This window comes from Photobacterium salinisoli (assembly GCF_003614885.1).
In the GTDB taxonomy this organism is placed as follows: Bacteria; Pseudomonadota; Gammaproteobacteria; order Enterobacterales; family Vibrionaceae; genus Photobacterium; species Photobacterium salinisoli.
Genome location: NZ_QZMS01000011.1, coordinates 1,362,647 through 1,380,373, shown reverse-complemented (window position 1 = coordinate 1,380,373; position 17,727 = coordinate 1,362,647). Strand labels below are relative to the sequence as shown.

The window sequence follows — 17,727 nt, the reverse complement described above, 5'->3', positions numbered from 1 at the left end:
TTTCTGCCCTAATCGTTTCGGGCAGTGACAGAAGGAGCTTGATATGAATGTTCAAGCCACAAGCATGCACCGCTACTTAGATTATCAGGGACAACTGCTCTCGCCTCTTCCGGCATGGGCGGACATCCCGACGCTGCAAGGCTTTTACCGGGACATGGTGCTGACCAGAGTTTACGACAACAAAGCTGTCGCGCTTCAGCGTACAGGTAAACTTGGGACCTACCCATCCCATTTAGGATCAGAGGCTATAGGTATCGCTGTTGGCCGTGCCCTCAGAGAAGACGATGTATTTGTGCCTTACTATCGCGACATGCCTGCAATGTGGGCTCGCGGGATAGCAATGGAGAAAAATCTTCAGTACTGGGGCGGTGACGAGCGAGGCAGCGATTTTTCGTTTAACGACCAGCCCTGCCGTGATCTTCCCTTTTGTGTACCTATTGCCACGCAATGCACCCATGCCGTTGGCGTTGCTGCCGCATTGAAAATTCAGGGCGGTCATCATGCTGCGCTCGTCACCTGTGGTGATGGCGCGACATCTAAGGGGGATTTTTTAGAATCCATTAATTGTGCCGGTGCCTGGAACATCCCGCTGGTATTTGTCATTAACAATAACCAGTGGGCTATCTCCGTGCCCCGCAAGTTGCAGTGCGGTGCCGAGTTTCTGTCCGATAAAGCGAAAGGCGCTGGCATACCCGGCATAACCGTTGACGGCAATGACATCATTGCCATGTACGACATCATTATAAAAAGCCTGGACCGTGCACGAAAAGGCAAAGGGTCGACCTTAATTGAAGCCGTCAGTTATCGCTTAGGTGATCATACTACCGCTGATGATGCCAGCCGCTACCGGAGTGAAGATGAACTGCAGCAAGCCTGGCAGTATGAGCCCGTAAAACGCCTGAAAGCGTTTCTCGTGTCACAAAACGCCTGGTCTGAAGACGATGAAAAACAATGGCTGACACACTGCCGTAAAGTCGTGGAAGATGCAGTAGAGCGCTATCTAGCCATTGCACCTCAACCTCCTGAGTCAGCTTTCGATTATCTTTATGAACAACCTACTGATGACATGCATCCCCAGCGGGATGCGATTATCAATAAAGCAATGCGCATGCAGGGAGGCCGTCATGGCTGAGATTACCATGCTGGAAGCCGTCAACCTCGCTCTGCATCACGAAATGGCCAGGGATCCTAATGTGGTCATACTGGGGGAAGATGTAGGCGATAACGGCGGTGTATTTCGTGCCACTGTAGGCCTGAAGAAAGAATTCGGTTTAAAGCGTGTCATTGACACGCCGTTAGCTGAATCTCTGATTGGCGGTGTCACCATAGGGATGGCGAGCCAGGGACTTCGCCCGGTCGCTGAGTTCCAGTTTCAGGGTTTTGTTTTTCCTGCACTAGAACACCTGCTCTGCCATGCAGCCCGCTGGCGTAACCGTACCCGTGGCCGCCTCACCTGTCCGGCCGTTTTCCGCGCTCCTTTCGGCGGTGGGATTCATGCCCCGGAGCACCACTCAGAAAGTGTTGAGGCGATTTTTGCCCATACACCAGGCTTGAAAGTGGTTATCCCTTCCTCGCCGAAACGTGCCTATGGCCTGCTGCTCGCAGCGATCCGCAGCAATGACCCCGTTATGTTCTTCGAACCCAAGCGCATCTACCGGACAGTGAAATCCGATGTCATCGACAACGGTGAAGCGCTTCCGCTCGATACCTGTTTCACATTGCGTAAAGGGCGAGATTTAACATTAGTTACCTGGGGAGCCTGCGTTGTCGAAAGCCTGGAAGCAGTGAACGAACTCTCAAAAATGGGCATTGAAGCCGAAGTCATCGATCTGGCATCGATAAAACCTATCGACATCAACACCATTATTGCTTCGCTGGAAAAAACAGGCCGCTTGCTGGTGGTGCATGAAGCCAGTAAGACCTGCGGTGTCGGTGCCGAATTGCTGGCACAAGTGTCTGAGAAAGCATTGTGCCTGTTAAAAGCGCCACCGATTCGGGTAACAGGTATGGATACCGTCATGCCTTATTACCGCAATGAAGAGTATTTCATGATCAATAAAGACGACATTGTCATTGCGGCCAAACAACTTGTGGAGGGGTGGAAATGAAAACATTCTCCTTGCCGGATCTGGGCGAAGGACTCGCCGAATCAGAAATTATTGAATGGCATGTCAGTGTCGGTGATACCGTGGAAGTCGACCAGGTCGTGCTGACAGTTGAAACAGCAAAAGCCACCGTTGAAGTACCTGCGCCTTACAGTGGCACCATTGTCAGTCGGCACGGTAATGAAGGTGATGTTATCTCCATTGGTAGCCTGCTGCTGGAGATCGACGAAACAAATTCTACCGATACCGATGCCAAAGAAACAAAGCAATCGGAAAAAAAACAACGTGCCGATGCCGCCACAGTGGTGGGCAACGTTTCTCACCATGCGCAGAGTGTCAGTGTTGATGAGTTTTGGGTTGGCAGTCAGGTAAAACCGTCCTCTGAACATATCAGCGCCTTACCTGCCGCCCGGCTTTTGGCTCAGAAACTGGGGGTAAACCTCAGGCAGATCAACGGAAGCGGACCCAATGGCGTGATTGTCGAAGCCGATGTATACCGGGCCTGCGATCAGCAACTGCCCGGCACTGAAGTGCTAAAAGGCGCTCGCCGTACTATGGTCGGCAGCATGACTGAAGCCCATCAGCAAGTCGCCGCTGTTACCATCACTGAAGAAGCATTGCTGGACAAATGGCCAAAAGACGAAGACATCACCACCCGTATAATTCAGGCCATCGTCTCTGCCTGTGAACAGGAATCGGCGTTAAATGCCTGGTTTGATGCCGACACCATGACTCGCTGCGTACACCAAAAAGTTAATATCGGTATCGCGGTCGACAGCCCTCACGGTCTGTATGTCCCGGTACTCCGGGATGCAGGCAGTTTGAATCCCAAAGCCATCCGACGCTGGATCGACGAAACAGCAGAAGGTATCAGGTCAAGAAAAATAGGTCGGGAAGAATTTCAGCATGCCACCATCACACTGTCTAACTTCGGTGCGATTGCGGGGATCTATGCAACACCGGTGGTCACCCCGCCACAGGTTGCCATAGTGGGCGCAGGCCGGCTGATTGATAAACTCGTGATGAAAGATAACAAGCCACTGTCTGTAAAAGCCATGCCGCTGTCAGTGACCTTTGATCACAGAGCCTGCACCGGAGGTGAAGCTGCCCGGTTTGTCAGGGCCCTTGTCCAGCACTTGTCAAAACCGCATGGGTAACACATAAAAAACAGGCCAGTGCAAAGCTGGCCTGTTTTCTTCAGTTTTGTCTTCCGTTACTCGTCATCTGATGACGGTTCTGCCGGTTTTCTCTTCTTCGGCATAAAGACATTGTCCCCGACTGCCATATTGTCGTAAAAGCGTTTGTCCAGCTTCTTCTTCGGCTTAGACGCCGCTTTGGCTTTATCCTGCTGAGGTTTCGCCTTGGTATTTTTCTTCGGCGTATAGGCCTTCTTCGGCGCTGGTTTCAGGCCCTTAAACTTACCTGCCAACCCTTCCAGAGCGGTGAAACTAATTTGTTTCTGCAGGAAAGCTTCTACATTCTTGAAGCTTTTCCAGTCTTTCGGCCCCACCAGCGAAACCGCATCACCTTTATTGCCGGCCCGTCCGGTACGTCCGATACGGTGAACATACTCTTCCGCATGCTTGGGCATGTCAAAGTTAATCACATGTGAGACTTTACTGATATCCAAACCACGCGAGGCAATATCCGTAGTCACCAGAATCTTGTGAACATTACGCTCAAACTGGCTCATGATATTGTTACGTTGCGTTTGATTCAGGTTACCGCTCAAGGCAACCGCTTTGAGTTTGCGTTCATTGAGCAGCCCGGTCAGTCGGTCTGTGTCTTCCCGGGTCGCGGTAAAAATAATAACCTGGTCATAATTTTCCTGTTCCAGCAAGCGATCCAAAATAGCCTGCTTATGATCCAGGTGATCACACAAGATAAAACGTTGCTCAATATCACCATGATCCTGCGCCGCATGTCCGACGGCAATACGCTTAGGGTCATTGAGCATTTCAGATGCGATATCAATCACTTCCGGATCGTCTAACGTAGCAGAGAACATCAGCGTCTGACGGCGTCTGTGATCAGCGGCCTGGTGTATTTTGCGCAACTCCGGCGCAAAGCCCAGATCCAACATGCGATCCGCTTCATCCATAATCAGCATTTCCAGACCGTTCAGATGCGTGCTGCGGTGCTCCAGATGGTCCGCTAAACGGCCAGGCGTTGCCACCACAAACATTGGGTCATTGCGCAGCGCTTTTACCTGATCATTGAAATTTTCACCACCTACAATCAGCGTGCTGTCATAAGGTGTACCGGCATTCAGCGTGCGTAATTGTGCATAAACCTGCTTTGCCAGTTCACGGGTCGGTGTCAGAATGACCACTCGCGGGTCACGCTTGGTAAACGGTTTGCCACGATACATGCGCTGCATGGCCGGCAGCAAAAATGCCAGAGTTTTACCGGAACCGGTTTTCGAGGAAGCCAGCAAATCTTTTCCAGCAATCGCAACAGGAATAGCTTGCTGCTGGATTTCTGTCGCCTGCGAGAAGGCCATATGATTCAATTTTTTCAACAGTCGCTGATCAAGACCAAGATCTTTAAAGTGCAAAGTATTGCTCCGGTAAAACGCTCTAAAACAAGAAAATTTCCCGCTGATTGCTTGTGACCTGGCTCACAGCCGGAAGAAAATTTAGCGGCGGATTATACCATAGTTATCCTGATTCACCACGACAAGATAACAAGACAGTGCTCCACACGCTGCGATCACCGCTGCTTTGTCCAATCCTAATCAAAGGCTGGTCAGTCTGAGAAAAAATGGCCTCAGCGGTTACTGAGGCCATTTTCGTTCTGGTGATTATTGCGCTGTTAATGTTTCATCATCACGCGCCATCAGGCACCAATCACGCCACCGTCTTCACGGGTAATCATCATGATGGTCGAACGCGGTTTGGTGTTTCCACCGTAAGGGAAATGCGATGGTGCACCTTCTTCGCCCGGGTGCTGAACACCCACAAACATAGTTTTGTTATCCGGTGAGAATGTCAGCCCGGTAATTTCACACGCGACCGGTCCGGTCAGAAACCGGCGCACTTCGCCTGTCATGGGATCGCCACACAGCATCTGGTTATTGCCCTGCCCGGCAAAATCCCCTTTGTTCGAATAGTTGCCGTCAGTCTGAATCCACAAACGACCTGCGCTATCGAACCCAATACCATCCGGGCTGTTGAACATATTGCCGGTGTTGATGTTGTCGCTGCCAGCGTACAAGTCACCGTTATGAACAGAAGGGTTGCCGGCAATCAGATATAAATCCCAAACAAAGCCTTCACTGGTGTGATCACCATTTAACGGCATCCAGCGCACAATCTGGCCGTAGTGATTTTTTGCCCGGGGATTCGGTCCACCCACTGGCTGGCCTTCTTTACCACGGTTCTTATTATTCGTCAGTGTACAAAATACATGCTTGTTGTCGGGATGCACGGCCACCCACTCAGGGCGATCCATAGTGGTTGCGCCAACCTGAGTGGCAGCGCGACGGGCAAAAATCAGCACTTCGGCCTGATCATTAAATCCATTTTCCGGTGTTAAACCATGCTTGCCGAACGTCAGTTCAATCCACTGCCCCTGACCTTTCAGCTGATCGCCATTCATATCGAACCGAGCGACATAAAGTGTGCCTTCTTCCAGCAATTTACGGTTAGCGGCATCATTACCTTGCTGATAACGTTGCTTAGAAACGAACTTGTACAGGTGCTCGCCGCGCTCATCATCGCCCAGGTACACCACAGCATGGCCGTCTTTATTCAGTGTCAGCGCCGCATTTTCATGTTTAAAGCGACCCAATGCCGTGCGCTTCATTGGAGTTGACTGCGGATCATTTGGATCGATCTCGACGATCCAGCCAAAACGGTTGGCTTCATTCGGGTTTTTCAACACATCAAAACGTTCATCATGCTGATGCCATTTGTAGTCGCTGGCTGATGCAGAAATACCATAACGGGCCTGATCTGCGTTTACTTCACCTTTTTCATCACTGCCGAAGAAATCATCAAAGTTTTCTTCACAGGTCAGATACGTGCCCCAGGGCGTTTGACCGTTTGCACAGTTATTGAACGTACCTAATGGCTTGGTTCCTGCCGGATCAGCTTTGGTCTTCATCAGTTCGTGACCCGCAGCCGGCCCTGTGAGCATCATAGGCGTATTCGCAGTAATACGGCGATTTCGTTTACCGCTCTGATCAACAGCCCACTGCCCGTTTTTACGTACGACTTCCACAATAGTCACACCAACGGCCGCCTGCGCCTTACGCACATCATCAGCCGTCATGTTGTTGCCTTTATGATCGAACAAGTACTCGTAGTTGGTGTATTCATTATTGATAGCCAGAACACCGCGGTCTGCGCTGATAGCAAAAAAGCTCATACCATCCGTGTTATCACCGAACTGACGCTCTTGTGCACGTGAATCCTGTTTTCCGCTTTGGTCAAATTCAGGCGCACCGGGAAAGATAGGATCTCCCCATGACATCAGCGGGGTTGCCTTATAGCCTTTTGGTACCACTACTGTGTCAGCGGTAGAAACGGGCACAGGTTCAAAATTCAACAGCGAGGATGTAGGTGAAGCAGCCACGGCTTTGGCTACCGGGTTTAATGCCAGAAATGCCCCGGCACCAGCGGCAGCGGTTCCAGTCAGAAAATGACGGCGCGATAATCTCGCCTCAATCATTTTTGTTAGTTGCGAATCCTGCTCATCACGCTTCCACATCGTATGCTCCTTATTATTCTTCGCATATCCAAATAGATTTAACGAGCGGAGCATATGCAGCAAATCTTACAAACACATGACGGTTATGTGTCTTAACGATGAAAAATCATTGAAAAGCAGTGAGTTAATCAATTTTTAACCCGTATAAAAAAACGGCCCGAGATAGGCCGTTTTCACAATCAATTCAATACTGTCAGTGACTGTCCGGATACCCTTGCGGGTTCTGAGACTGCCAGCGCCAGGTATCACGCGTCATTTGCTCAACTGTACGAGACGCTGTCCAGTGCAGTTCTTTCTTTGCTTTGCCTGGATCAGCCCAGCATTCTGCAATATCACCGGGGCGTCGCGGTGCAATCTGATAAGGGACCGCTTTCTCTGAGGCTTTTGCAAAGGCTTCAACCATTTGTAAGACACTCAGACCATTTCCAGTACCCAGATTGTAAATATGCAGGCCAGCTTCTTTGCCTTTGTGCGTCAGTGCAGCGACATGGCCATCTGCCAGATCGACCACATGGATATAATCACGCACACCTGTACCATCCACTGTTGGGTAATCATCGCCAAATACAGAAAGGAATTCCCGACGGCCCACAGCGACCTGAGCAATAAACGGCATCAGATTATTGGGGATGCCTTGCGGGTCTTCACCCATTTCCCCTGACTCATGCGCCCCAACCGGATTGAAATAACGCAGCAGTGTGATGCTCATTTCAGGATGAGCATGCTGGATATCCGTCAGGCACTCTTCTACCATCAGTTTACTGCGCCCGTATGGGTTAGTCGCACTGGTCGGGAAAGACTCCAGAATAGGTACACTTGCCGGATCACCATACACTGTCGCCGATGAGCTGAAGATAATGCTGTTCACACCGGCTTCACGCATTGCTTCAACCAGCACAAGCGTTCCGTGAACATTGTTGTCATAATATTCCAGTGGCTTTGCAACCGACTCTCCCACGGCTTTCAGACCCGCAAAGTGAATCACTGATTCAACATCATTTTCACGGAATACTTTATCCAGAAATGCGCGATCACGAATATCGCCTTCAAAAAACGCCGGTCTGACACCGGTCAGTTTTTCAATTCGCTCCAGCACGGTCTTCTTGCTGTTGTACAGGTTGTCGACAATGATTGGGGTCATTCCCGCTTCTATCATTTGTACGCAGGTATGGCTGCCAATATACCCCATACCACCTGTGACCAGAACGCGCATACAATCTCCTTGTTTTTTAGTTCTTCATTATGCTGCAGATGCTGAGTATATCAGAGAATCCTCAACCGTCATCTGACGCATGGCTTGTGGCATTTTGTTTCATGGCCCACAAATCGATAATGTCTTTATAATCAACGCCAGAGTGTTTATCGCAGCGATAAACACTCTGGCTGGCGTTCAGTGTTACACTGGCTGACACATTCAGTTATGAAACACATAGAGGCAGTATGAAATCACAGACCCTGTGCCAATGGAAAGGCTTTTCCGTAGAACAAGGGACGCACCAATTGCCGGATGGACGCGACATCACTTTTACCACAGTCCGCCATCCGGGCGCTGTGGTCATTGTGCCTGTCACGGCGGACGGGGAACTGGTTCTGTTACGCCAATACCGCCCTGCAATCGGACGCTGGATTCTGGAATTCCCTGCAGGCACGCTGGAAAAAGGGGAAGACATCGCGTATTGCGCAAAACGGGAACTGGCAGAAGAAACCCAGCTCGCCGCCAGCCAGTGGCATGCACTGGGAGAACTTCTGCCCGTCCCTGGCTTTTGTGATGAAGTGCAGCATGTCTTTCTGGCTAAGAACCTTTCACCGGCTCAGGGAGATCTGGATGCAGATGAAATTCTCGAAGTCGTCACTATGACTGTTGAAACTTTCATCGAAAAGGTGGTCAGCAATGAAATTCAGGATGCCAAAACACTGGCAGTGTTTCTGAAATTGCAGGTGATGGGGCTGCTCTGACGACGATCAGTAATTTCGAATTTCTGAACTTCAGTTTTCACATTTCTCATCACTTTTGTTAGCCATATAGCTAACAAACGAAACCAGCAATATGAAGTTAGCCATATAGATAACTTATAAACAATCAACTACACTGTTTGCTATATAGCTAATAGGATTTCAAGATGGCAAACCGAGAAAGCATAGGTAAAGCAATAGCCACTGCGAGGAAAGCCAGAGGCGCGACACAGAAAGCCATGGCAGAAAAAACAGGCATTAACAAAACCACCCTGTCAGAAATTGAAAACGGCCGCTTTACCGGTTCCCTCGACATTTTCGAGCGCTACCTGGATGCCGTTGACTTGCAATTGCAGGTATCACCTAAGCAACATCAATTACCTGACTGGGATGATATCGACACACTGTTTGACGAGGATTGAGCATGGCCCTGGATCACCTGCCCGCCAAAATAGAAAAGATAACTGTGTGTCTGGATGAAGATGAATTAGGTGTGTTAACACACGGTTCTGTTCACCATTATCAACCGATACAAACTCAGCGCCATGTCTCTCTCACCATGACAAAACCCAATCTGGATGGCTATTCCTCCGGTGCGTTACACCCTATTTTTGCGCAGAATCTGCCCGAAGGCTTCAATCGCCGGTTCATTGCTGAAAAACTGGCAAGATATGCCCGAGTCAATGATATGTACCTGCTCGCCCTGCAGGGTGAACACAGCATAGGTATGCTCAGTTACCGAAGTGAATTACAGCTTCCGGAAGCAGATTCGGTATCCCTGACTGATATTCTGACTTACCAGGGCAGCACACCTTTGTTTCCGCAACTGCTCGAGAAATATTATCTGCGCAACGCGCTAGCCGGTGTACAGCCTAAGGTCAGCATTCCCAAAACAGACCGAACGGTCGAACAAAAAGATCTGATCGTTAAATCTTTCGATGCGGAGTTTCCGTTGCTGACAGTCAACGAATATGTCTGTATGGAAGCGGCACGCCATTGTGGATTAGAGCCACCGGCCACCTATCTGTCCGATAATATGGAAACCTTTATTGTCGAACGTTTTGATAAACCAGATGGCCAGTTACTGGGATATGAGGATTTCACCACCTTGTTGAAAAAGCCCAACAACCCGGATGCCAAATACACCGGCAGCTACGAGACTCTGCTCAAAGCAACCCACCTGTACACCAATAGTTTGGCTGAGGTAGAGAAGATGTATAAATACATTGCCTTTAACTGCCTGATTGGCAACGGTGATGCACATCTGAAAAACTTCGCCTTGCAATACACGCAAGACATGAAACACATATTTGTTTCACCGCCTTTTGATATCACTCATACCCTGATATACGACACTATTGACAATAAAATGGCACTTAAGATGGCAAACAGCAAAGTCTTCCCGGATAAACACCATCTGATAAAGCTGGCCGAATCCAGCACTTTCAGGATTCGGCATGCAGATAAGATCGTTGAAAAGCTGGCACAGGATATCAAAGACTATATAGAGCGCTCTGATGAAATTCTGTTAATGGAAGGGTTAAAAGCCTCCATAGATAAGTCAGTCTCTGAGACCATGGTGTCCAGTTATAGTGCAAAGTCGTATCGACACGACAAAAAACGCAAGTTCGAATAACCCGACTTAAACAGCAATATATTTCTTTAATCCTATTTAAACAGGATATTACCCTGAGCATTTCAAGCCGAAATGTTCAATCAATGTTCTGTTTTCATGTATACCAGGAAAAATAATCGGTCTATAGACCATTGATTACATCCATATCACCGTTGCCTTAAGCAATCACCAAAGATGAAAATATCAATCGCAGCAGTTATAAAACGCCTCACATCTATAGTCAGCAGAATCATAGTGCATAATACAAAGCTGTTGGTGATTATCTCAAAGGCAGCATAGAGATAATTCCCTACAGTTAGCAATGTGACAGCAATAAAATAGCTAACACATACAACGTCAGAGCGTTACCTGACAGTACGCCAATATAAGAATTAATTAATAAAGGAATATCGATATGAATATAACAAACTGTAAAAAAAATACTTTTCATTGGCATGGGTACTGAGTGAAAAACCTACTTATTCCATAGAACTGCAGGAGAAGCTATTAAATGGGGACACTCTTTTTTTACAAAAAAGCATACATCACATTTCAAATTTACAATTCAGAGACACACCGAATCTCGTCATTATTGACGCTATAAACAATGATTTTGAACTCATAAATTTCACAAAAAATACGTTAACATTTCGTTTTATCCTGCAACAAAAAACACCACCAGAGTTCATTGCAATCATTAATGATGAATACGAGCGAAAAAAGCAGTTATTTGACATTGGCATTACTGATTACATCAGCTTCCCGTTCATTAGCAAAGAGATAAACTATCGCATAAAACACATACTGCAATCAGAAAAAAACATAAGAAATACGTATAAGAATAATGACCACTTTACTGAGAAAAGATACATCGAACTGAATAGGCATTCCATAGACTCGCAGCTCATAATGATTGAGAAGTGCATCGCACACCTCAATGATGCGATATCTGAAGATGTCAAACTAGAGACACTCTGTCGGATACTTGGCACAAACAGAAACAAACTTAACCAGGTATTTAAAGCTCATTTAGGTATGACTGTCTTCGAATGGCTGAGAAAACAAAGAATGCACAAAGCAGCAGAATTACTCGAAACATCATCTCTCAACATTGTACAAATAGCAGAAAAAGTGGGATACATGGATTCGAATAATTTTTCAACAGCATTCAAGCGTATCTACCATAACTGCCCGAGTCAGTTCAGAAAACAATTTAAATCCTCTATGCAGGATTAAAGCATTACTCAAACTATTATAAACCATGTTTAACTCAAAGTTTTTGGTGATTTAATAAAAGGAAAGAATGTCAATATGCCATACCATTAATTTGTTCTGAGAAAATAACTGCATGTTCAAAGAACGATAGAAATTCCACCACAAGATCATAAGGAGCTATATCATGGCAATTAACGTACAACAAACAGGTGCCATCAACAATTTATTCCCTGGCTCACCCAATGTGTTTAACAACAATCAGAAGGAAGCGGTTTACAATGTTATTGGACAACTGACCTATGCGGATATATACCGTAATAATGCAGGCACAATTGTCCAGAACCAAATCATGCGTCTAGATATGCAGGGAACCTTTATGCAAGGTAACTATCGTTTTCATAACCTTCAGGTACAGGTCAATGGTGTAAATGGTAATAGCACAGTTGCTCACGTCAATGTGTCTGAGGAAACCATGACTAATGATCAACCCAACCAGCAGGGGGTATTAAGAAGAGTGCAATCAGCACTTAATCAAAGCTTTGATAGCGCTAACAGCTATCAGGTTACGGGTACAGCGCCATAGCTCACCCTCTCCCGCCATAAATAAAAAGCCCATTACATGGGCTTTTTATTTAAAGAACAAAGTTCATCACATTAAGCATTAAAAACCATGATATCAAAAAGAAAATAAGGTATTAAACAAAGGTTATCAGTCAAAAACACCATTACCTTTAACTTGTGCCTGAAAAACTCAAGCACCTTAATCAACGAACACAAACGTCAGTTAATCTATGAGGAAAAGACTATGTCACAGTCACAAATCAATTTAAACTTTATTAATCGTTCTAATGATGTCAACAACAGTGAAGTGGTTATTTTTCAGAAAAATGTCGCCGAGAGTTTCGATGAAATAGCCATTGCATGGCGGGTAATCCAAAACTGTGGACGTAATGATAACCACCCTTTTGTTTATCCTTTGAAGTTCGAAGTCTGCGCAAGTGATTCCTTTGGTAACTACACACCACAGATGACGGCTTACGACGGCCAGGCTTATGAAATGGTAAAAGATACCTCCGGTGATGTACTGCGCCTTGCCAGTACACCTGCCGTATCTCAACAAGAAGTAGAAGTACGTAATAACCTAAGCAGCGGTTCGATTAATGCCAATATCTACCGTGACGGAAAGTTACTGGCTGCTAAAACCAATGTTTCACCGGGCCAGAAAGGGGTCTTCCAATTCCACCCCAGCATTTTCGTCGGGGTTGTATCACAAGTGGTTGAAGGCGAAGTAATGAATTCCGCAATTATCCAGCAAGTTAACACTGAAATTAACCTGTTCGGTATTCAAAGTGCTGATCTTGTTATGACAGGTGGTGGTTCAGGACCGACGGCTTCTCCATTTGAGTTCCATCTGGAAAATATCAACAAATAAGGTTCAATCGCCCAGGTGTTACAGTTTCTGACTGTAACACCTGATTCAATGTATTATCTGTAAAGAGACATTATTATGACAGACATTCAAACAATCCCGGCTTCACATACCTGGCAGTCTGGTGACTGGAAAGAAAAACCCTTTAGTCAAGCACCATATAATGGTATCCAGATTACCGGAGTCCCTCAATATAGTGATAACGGTACTTTTATTTCAGCGAGTATTACAATTACTGATTACACAAATAACCCAACCGGTGTCAGTAGTCATATTCAGGCATTGACAACTGCACAAGGCCAAGTCGACATTCCAGCACCTGACACTCAGTCAGACTCCGACAGCACTGATGCAGATAATGCAACTACAGTTTCAGGACAAAATACTGAGTCTGATACCAGTGCTACTACCGATTCCGTTCCTGCTTCAGAGGATAACAATTCCGTTCCAGATAATAATCCGAACATAAAAACTGACATCAATAGTGAAGAAAACGATGATTTTACCGTTAATGGATGGATGGCTTTAGAAAGCAGTAGTATGGATATCTTTCTTCGGGTTCACTTCAGGTACGGCCTCGAATCATTTCAAAAAGAAGAACTCGGTTATATTATGGGGTTCAGTGCTGTATTGAAAACTGGCAACTGAACCATTCAGACCTTCAATTAAGGAGGAAGTATGCAAACGGATATTTGCTTTCGCAACTTATCATTGAACACTCATTTACCGAGTGTCACCCTCTTTCAGCGAAATCATATTGATGGCAATGAAAAATGTATCGCATGGAAAGTCATACCTCACTGCCAATACAGATGGCGTCACCCGTTCAGAATAGAGAGAAATTACAGTTACCGTCTCTGTGATGACCATGGTAATTACAGTATTATCAGAAATCTATCTCTGGAGAACTTCTCCCGTCACGATGAATATGGTCTGCTAATCACTCAGGACAACAATATTATCAGTATAAGGAAAACCACAGAAAACAAATATACAGGCATTCAGTTACTCAAGAACAGTCGCGTCATTGCAAATAGCACATTAAGTAATGACTTTCACACGTCGTTTCTGCTGACGGAGAAATTTTATATCGCTGCAGACTTGCGGACATCGCAAGGTAAATTAATTAACCCGATCAACATTAACATGAGTCTGTCAGACTTTGATATTCAAGGTAAAACCCACATCGACATTACTATGACGGGTGGCCAACCGGGGGCTGCGTCCAGCCCCCTGCGATTTCTGATTTCATCCATTTAAAAGGCTTTATCAATGCCAGATTTTGCAAGGTATGACGCCATTTCTTCCGGCGGCACCATGCCACCGCCCGTTGCCCAGATAAGATGAGTCGCATTGTGCATTTTTTGGCGATCCAACCGCATTCGAACGGCATAGTCATGAGATCTGATAACATGCACAGGGCCAGGCATTCCCGCCAAAGCTGACGGTTCCAGTTTAATGCCTTCGTTATGCGCTAACTGCCCCAATAAACGATACATGTGCTCATCCGACAGCGTAAAATACCCGTCCAGCATTCTCTCCATAGCCCGCCCGACAAAACCTGACGCCCGGCCTACTGCAAGCCCATCGGCTGCCGTCAAATTATCCAGGCCAATATCCTGCACCGAGATTGCATCGTGCAAACCTGTATGCACCCCCAGTAACATACAGGGAGAATGGGTTGGCTCAGCAAAAATACAGTGGACGTGATCACCAAACGCCATTTTTAATCCAAAGGCAACACCGCCAGGCCCGCCACCGACACCACATGGCAGATAAACAAACAGTGGATGTTTTTCATCAACAATAATCCCCTGCTCTCCAAACTGCTTTTTCAGACGCTCTCCGGCAACTGAATAGCCAAGAAATAATGTGCGGGAATTTTCATCATCAATAAAAAAGCAGCGTGGATCTTTCTCCGATTCTTTACGCCCTTTTTCTACCGCAACGCCATAATCCTGTTCATACTCCACCACATTCACGCCATGCTCTCTGAGTTTTTGCTTTTTCCACTCTCTGGCATCGGCTGACATATGAACCGACACAGAAAAACCCAGCTTGGCGCTCATGATGCCAATCGACATCCCCAGATTGCCTGTCGAGCCCACCGCAATACTGTACTGACGAAAAAAATCCCTGAAAACATCCGAATACAATTTACTGTAATCATCGGATACAGATAACAATCCGGCTTCAGTCGCCAGTTTTTCAGCGTGTGTCAGAACTTCATAAATACCGCCCCGCGCTTTGATAGAGCCGGAAATAGGCAGGTGGCTGTCCTTTTTCAGCATCAAACGGCCAGCAATCTCAGTGCTATAGTACGCTTCAATACACTGCTTCATTGCAGGGATATCAACCAACTCAGACTCAATCAAGCCGCTTGTCTCTGCCGTTTCAGGAAATGCCCTTGCCAGAAAAGGCGCAAACCTTGTCAGCCTGTCACTGGCATCCTGAATGTCCTGAGCATCTAAACCGACGTAAGGCAAGGCTTCACTCACACTGGTGGCAGCCGGGTTAAACCAGCACACTTCTTCCAAAGCGATCAATTGATTAAGTAATGGGTAATCAGCCTTAAGCTTTTCCACATCTATGGGAGTCATGGCAGGTTCCTTTCTGTAACTAAAGACAACGAAGAGTTTACTGAGCAAAGTGATTCTAAGGTGAGTGAGAAGAGATGGAAAGCACTCACAAAACTATCACTCTGACGATTGGAAATCAGCTCCTCACAAGGATACAAATATGCAACAAAAACAAAACAATGATCACAAACTAGTAACATTCGTGAGGCAAGGCTGAATTTTGCCATTATGATTCAAACTCATCGGAGGTCTAACAAGGAGAGTCACTTTGAAACAGTTAATCAGTTTCTTCATCTGCTGTATCGCAACGTTTGCCTGTCAGGCAGGGAGCAGTACTGCCAGCGTATCAGGAAAAGGTTATACCGAAACCCAATACCCCATCGTACTGGTTCATGGGCTGTTTGGTTTTGATTCACTGGCAGGAATCGATTATTTCTACGGTATCCCACATGCACTGAATAAAGACGGCGCCACCGTCTATGTTGCTCAGGTCTCTGCCACAAACAGTAGCGAATTACGCGGTGAGCAGCTATTGGCGCAAGTGGAGGACGTTCTGGCCATCAGCGGAGCTGAAAAAGTGAACCTGATAGGACACAGCCATGGTGGCCCAACCGCTCGCTATGTCGCATCCGTGGCACCTGAGCTGGTTGCTTCTGTGACCAGTATCGGCGGTGTGAATAAAGGCTCGCGCATTGCTGATATTGTCCGGGGCACAGTACCGGAAGGCTCACTGCCGGAAGGTATCGCCGTTGAACTGGCACAGGGACTGGTCACCTTGATCAACCTTTTATCCGGCGGCAGCGAATTACCGCAAGACCCGCTTGCCTCACTGGCCGCTCTCACCACGGAAGGTTCGTTGGCATTTAATCAGAAGTATCCGGAAGGCATCCCCACCACCCGATGCGGTGAAGGAGATTATGTCGCTGACAATGGCGTGTATTACTTCTCGTGGAGCGGGACAAGCAATTTCACCAATGCGCTGGACCCGACCGATGCGGCAATGACTGTACTTGGCCTGGCGTTTGACGAACCTAATGATGGTCTGGTTGGCCGTTGCAGTTCACACCTGGGCAAAGTCATACGCGATGATTATAAAATGAATCATCTTGATCAAATCAATGGCTTGCTGGGCATTACGCATTTGTTCGAAACCGCGCCGACCACACTGTACCGCCAGCATGCGAACCGTTTACAGCTACAGGGCTTATAAATAATGAAAAAGACCGTACTTTCACTCATAGGTGTAGTAGCAGCAGCGAGTACGGTCTGTTTCTACTACCCAACGACCTCCGATGCACCCGCTATACAAGTGCCTTCCCAGCAAGACACTAAGGTAGATACCTACTCCTCTCGCGATACGTTTGATTATTTTCTGTCGGGGCTTGGCGAGGCAGATCTTGAAACACTAAAAACACATTTCAGTAATTACAATGCCGGACAGCCGGATGCTTATCAGTTGGACAACGATCTGTTTGAGCGATTCATTCAATATCGGGCGGCACTGAGTAATCTTAGCCCCGACAACCAGCATCCATTAAATACTGAAAGCCTGCAGCGATTGAACGATCAGGTGATGCAAATCCAATCTGCATTTTTCAGTTCCGAAGAACAGCAAAGACTGTTTAGTGAAGAAAATATACAGCGGCAACTCGCCTTAAGGCAGCTTGAATTAAAAGAGCACATAATCAATCAGGATGACTACTACCACGCCTGGGAGCAGGAAATAACTACCCTGCCACCTGAGATGCAGCAGAGCTACAGAAATGCTGCAGTGTTGTCACAGCTTCAAGCCACAAACGCGTTAGACGAACAGGAAAGATACCTGAAACAGCAAGAATTAGTGGGGGCTCAAGCCGCAGACAGGCTGGTGACTTTGCGTAAAGCACGTGCAGATTTTCAAACCAAGCTGGAGTACTATTTTCAGCAGCGGGATGCAATTTTTGCGGATAACCAACTGACGAAGGATGATATGCAAACGGCACTGGATGAACTCAGACAGACCTCGTTTTCTGCAGGCCAGATCCGTCGTGTCCAGGCTCTGGAATCGATTCGGGATAATCAATCATTGGTTCAAAATCAGTAAAGTGGCGATATGCTCTGGCTGCCATGCCAGAGCAC

The 17,727-nt window shown here is 46.9% G+C and carries 17 protein-coding genes; 13 read left to right on the top strand and 4 right to left on the bottom strand.

Going from position 1 to position 17,727, the window contains the following annotated elements:
• Positions 1-43 precede the first annotated feature (43 nt).
• The 3 genes from pdhA to D6M16_RS17510 are packed head-to-tail and all read left to right on the top strand — an operon-like array spanning position 44 to position 3,262.
• Positions 44-1,132, top strand: coding sequence for a pyruvate dehydrogenase (acetyl-transferring) E1 component subunit alpha (pdhA, locus tag D6M16_RS17520; protein WP_120513086.1), 1,089 nt, complete (start codon positions 44-46; stop codon positions 1,130-1,132).
• A complete protein-coding gene (locus D6M16_RS17515; protein WP_120513085.1) occupies positions 1,125-2,108 on the top strand; it encodes an alpha-ketoacid dehydrogenase subunit beta in 984 nt (327 codons plus the stop codon). Before pdhA ends, D6M16_RS17515 begins: the two co-directional genes overlap by 8 nt.
• Positions 2,105-3,262 (top strand): dihydrolipoamide acetyltransferase family protein, encoded by a 1,158-nt coding sequence (locus D6M16_RS17510; RefSeq protein WP_120513084.1) that lies wholly within the window; start codon positions 2,105-2,107, stop codon positions 3,260-3,262. Before D6M16_RS17515 ends, D6M16_RS17510 begins: the two co-directional genes overlap by 4 nt.
• A gap of 56 nt (positions 3,263-3,318) precedes the next feature.
• Here D6M16_RS17510 and D6M16_RS17505 read toward each other — a convergent pair whose 3' ends face one another.
• The 3 genes from D6M16_RS17505 to galE all read right to left on the bottom strand — a co-directional run bounded on the left by D6M16_RS17505 (position 3,319) and on the right by galE (position 8,031).
• Positions 3,319-4,608 (bottom strand): DEAD/DEAH box helicase, encoded by a 1,290-nt coding sequence (locus tag D6M16_RS17505; RefSeq protein WP_205576941.1) that lies wholly within the window; start codon positions 4,606-4,608, stop codon positions 3,319-3,321.
• 335 nt (positions 4,609-4,943) lie between these two features.
• A complete protein-coding gene (locus D6M16_RS17500) occupies positions 4,944-6,818 on the bottom strand; it encodes a PhoX family protein (RefSeq protein ID WP_120513082.1) in 1,875 nt (624 codons plus the stop codon).
• Positions 6,819-7,011: 193 nt separating this feature from the next.
• On the bottom strand, positions 7,012-8,031 hold the full coding sequence (gene galE / locus D6M16_RS17495) for a UDP-glucose 4-epimerase GalE (protein ID WP_120513081.1): 1,020 nt from the start codon (positions 8,029-8,031) through the stop codon (positions 7,012-7,014).
• A gap of 227 nt (positions 8,032-8,258) precedes the next feature.
• On the opposite strand from galE, the gene D6M16_RS17490 reads away from it, so the two are divergent.
• The 8 genes from D6M16_RS17490 (at position 8,259) to D6M16_RS17455 (ending at position 14,290) form a co-directional block, all read left to right on the top strand.
• Positions 8,259-8,774, top strand: coding sequence for an NUDIX hydrolase (locus tag D6M16_RS17490; protein ID WP_120513080.1), 516 nt, complete (start codon positions 8,259-8,261; stop codon positions 8,772-8,774).
• A gap of 164 nt (positions 8,775-8,938) precedes the next feature.
• A complete protein-coding gene (locus D6M16_RS17485) occupies positions 8,939-9,193 on the top strand; it encodes a helix-turn-helix domain-containing protein (protein WP_120513079.1) in 255 nt (84 codons plus the stop codon).
• 2 nt (positions 9,194-9,195) lie between these two features.
• On the top strand, positions 9,196-10,407 hold the full coding sequence (locus D6M16_RS17480) for a type II toxin-antitoxin system HipA family toxin (RefSeq protein WP_120513078.1): 1,212 nt from the start codon (positions 9,196-9,198) through the stop codon (positions 10,405-10,407).
• Positions 10,408-10,836: 429 nt separating this feature from the next.
• Complete coding sequence (locus D6M16_RS17475) at positions 10,837-11,622, top strand: helix-turn-helix domain-containing protein (protein ID WP_120513077.1); 786 nt, start codon at positions 10,837-10,839, stop codon at positions 11,620-11,622.
• Between the two features lie 163 nt (positions 11,623-11,785).
• Positions 11,786-12,184, top strand: a complete 399-nt coding sequence (locus D6M16_RS17470; protein ID WP_120513076.1) for a hypothetical protein — start codon at positions 11,786-11,788, stop codon at positions 12,182-12,184.
• 222 nt (positions 12,185-12,406) lie between these two features.
• On the top strand, positions 12,407-13,033 hold the full coding sequence (locus D6M16_RS17465) for a hypothetical protein (RefSeq protein WP_120513075.1): 627 nt from the start codon (positions 12,407-12,409) through the stop codon (positions 13,031-13,033).
• Between the two features lie 75 nt (positions 13,034-13,108).
• Complete coding sequence (locus D6M16_RS17460) at positions 13,109-13,678, top strand: hypothetical protein (protein ID WP_120513074.1); 570 nt, start codon at positions 13,109-13,111, stop codon at positions 13,676-13,678.
• 30 nt (positions 13,679-13,708) lie between these two features.
• Positions 13,709-14,290 carry a hypothetical protein gene (locus D6M16_RS17455; protein ID WP_120513073.1) on the top strand — a complete coding sequence of 194 codons (582 nt, stop codon included), beginning with the start codon at positions 13,709-13,711 and terminating at the stop codon, positions 14,288-14,290.
• Here the strand turns inward: D6M16_RS17455 and D6M16_RS17450 are convergent.
• Positions 14,287-15,630, bottom strand: coding sequence for a D-serine ammonia-lyase (locus D6M16_RS17450; RefSeq protein WP_120513072.1), 1,344 nt, complete (start codon positions 15,628-15,630; stop codon positions 14,287-14,289). The genes D6M16_RS17455 and D6M16_RS17450 overlap by 4 nt on opposite strands.
• A 280-nt stretch (positions 15,631-15,910) precedes the next feature.
• Here D6M16_RS17450 and D6M16_RS17445 point away from each other — a divergent pair, with 280 nt between their 5' ends.
• Positions 15,911-16,819, top strand: a complete 909-nt coding sequence (locus tag D6M16_RS17445) for a lipase family alpha/beta hydrolase (protein ID WP_420812264.1) — start codon at positions 15,911-15,913, stop codon at positions 16,817-16,819.
• 3 nt (positions 16,820-16,822) lie between these two features.
• Complete coding sequence (locus tag D6M16_RS17440) at positions 16,823-17,692, top strand: lipase secretion chaperone (protein WP_120513070.1); 870 nt, start codon at positions 16,823-16,825, stop codon at positions 17,690-17,692.
• Positions 17,693-17,727: the final 35 nt, after the last annotated feature.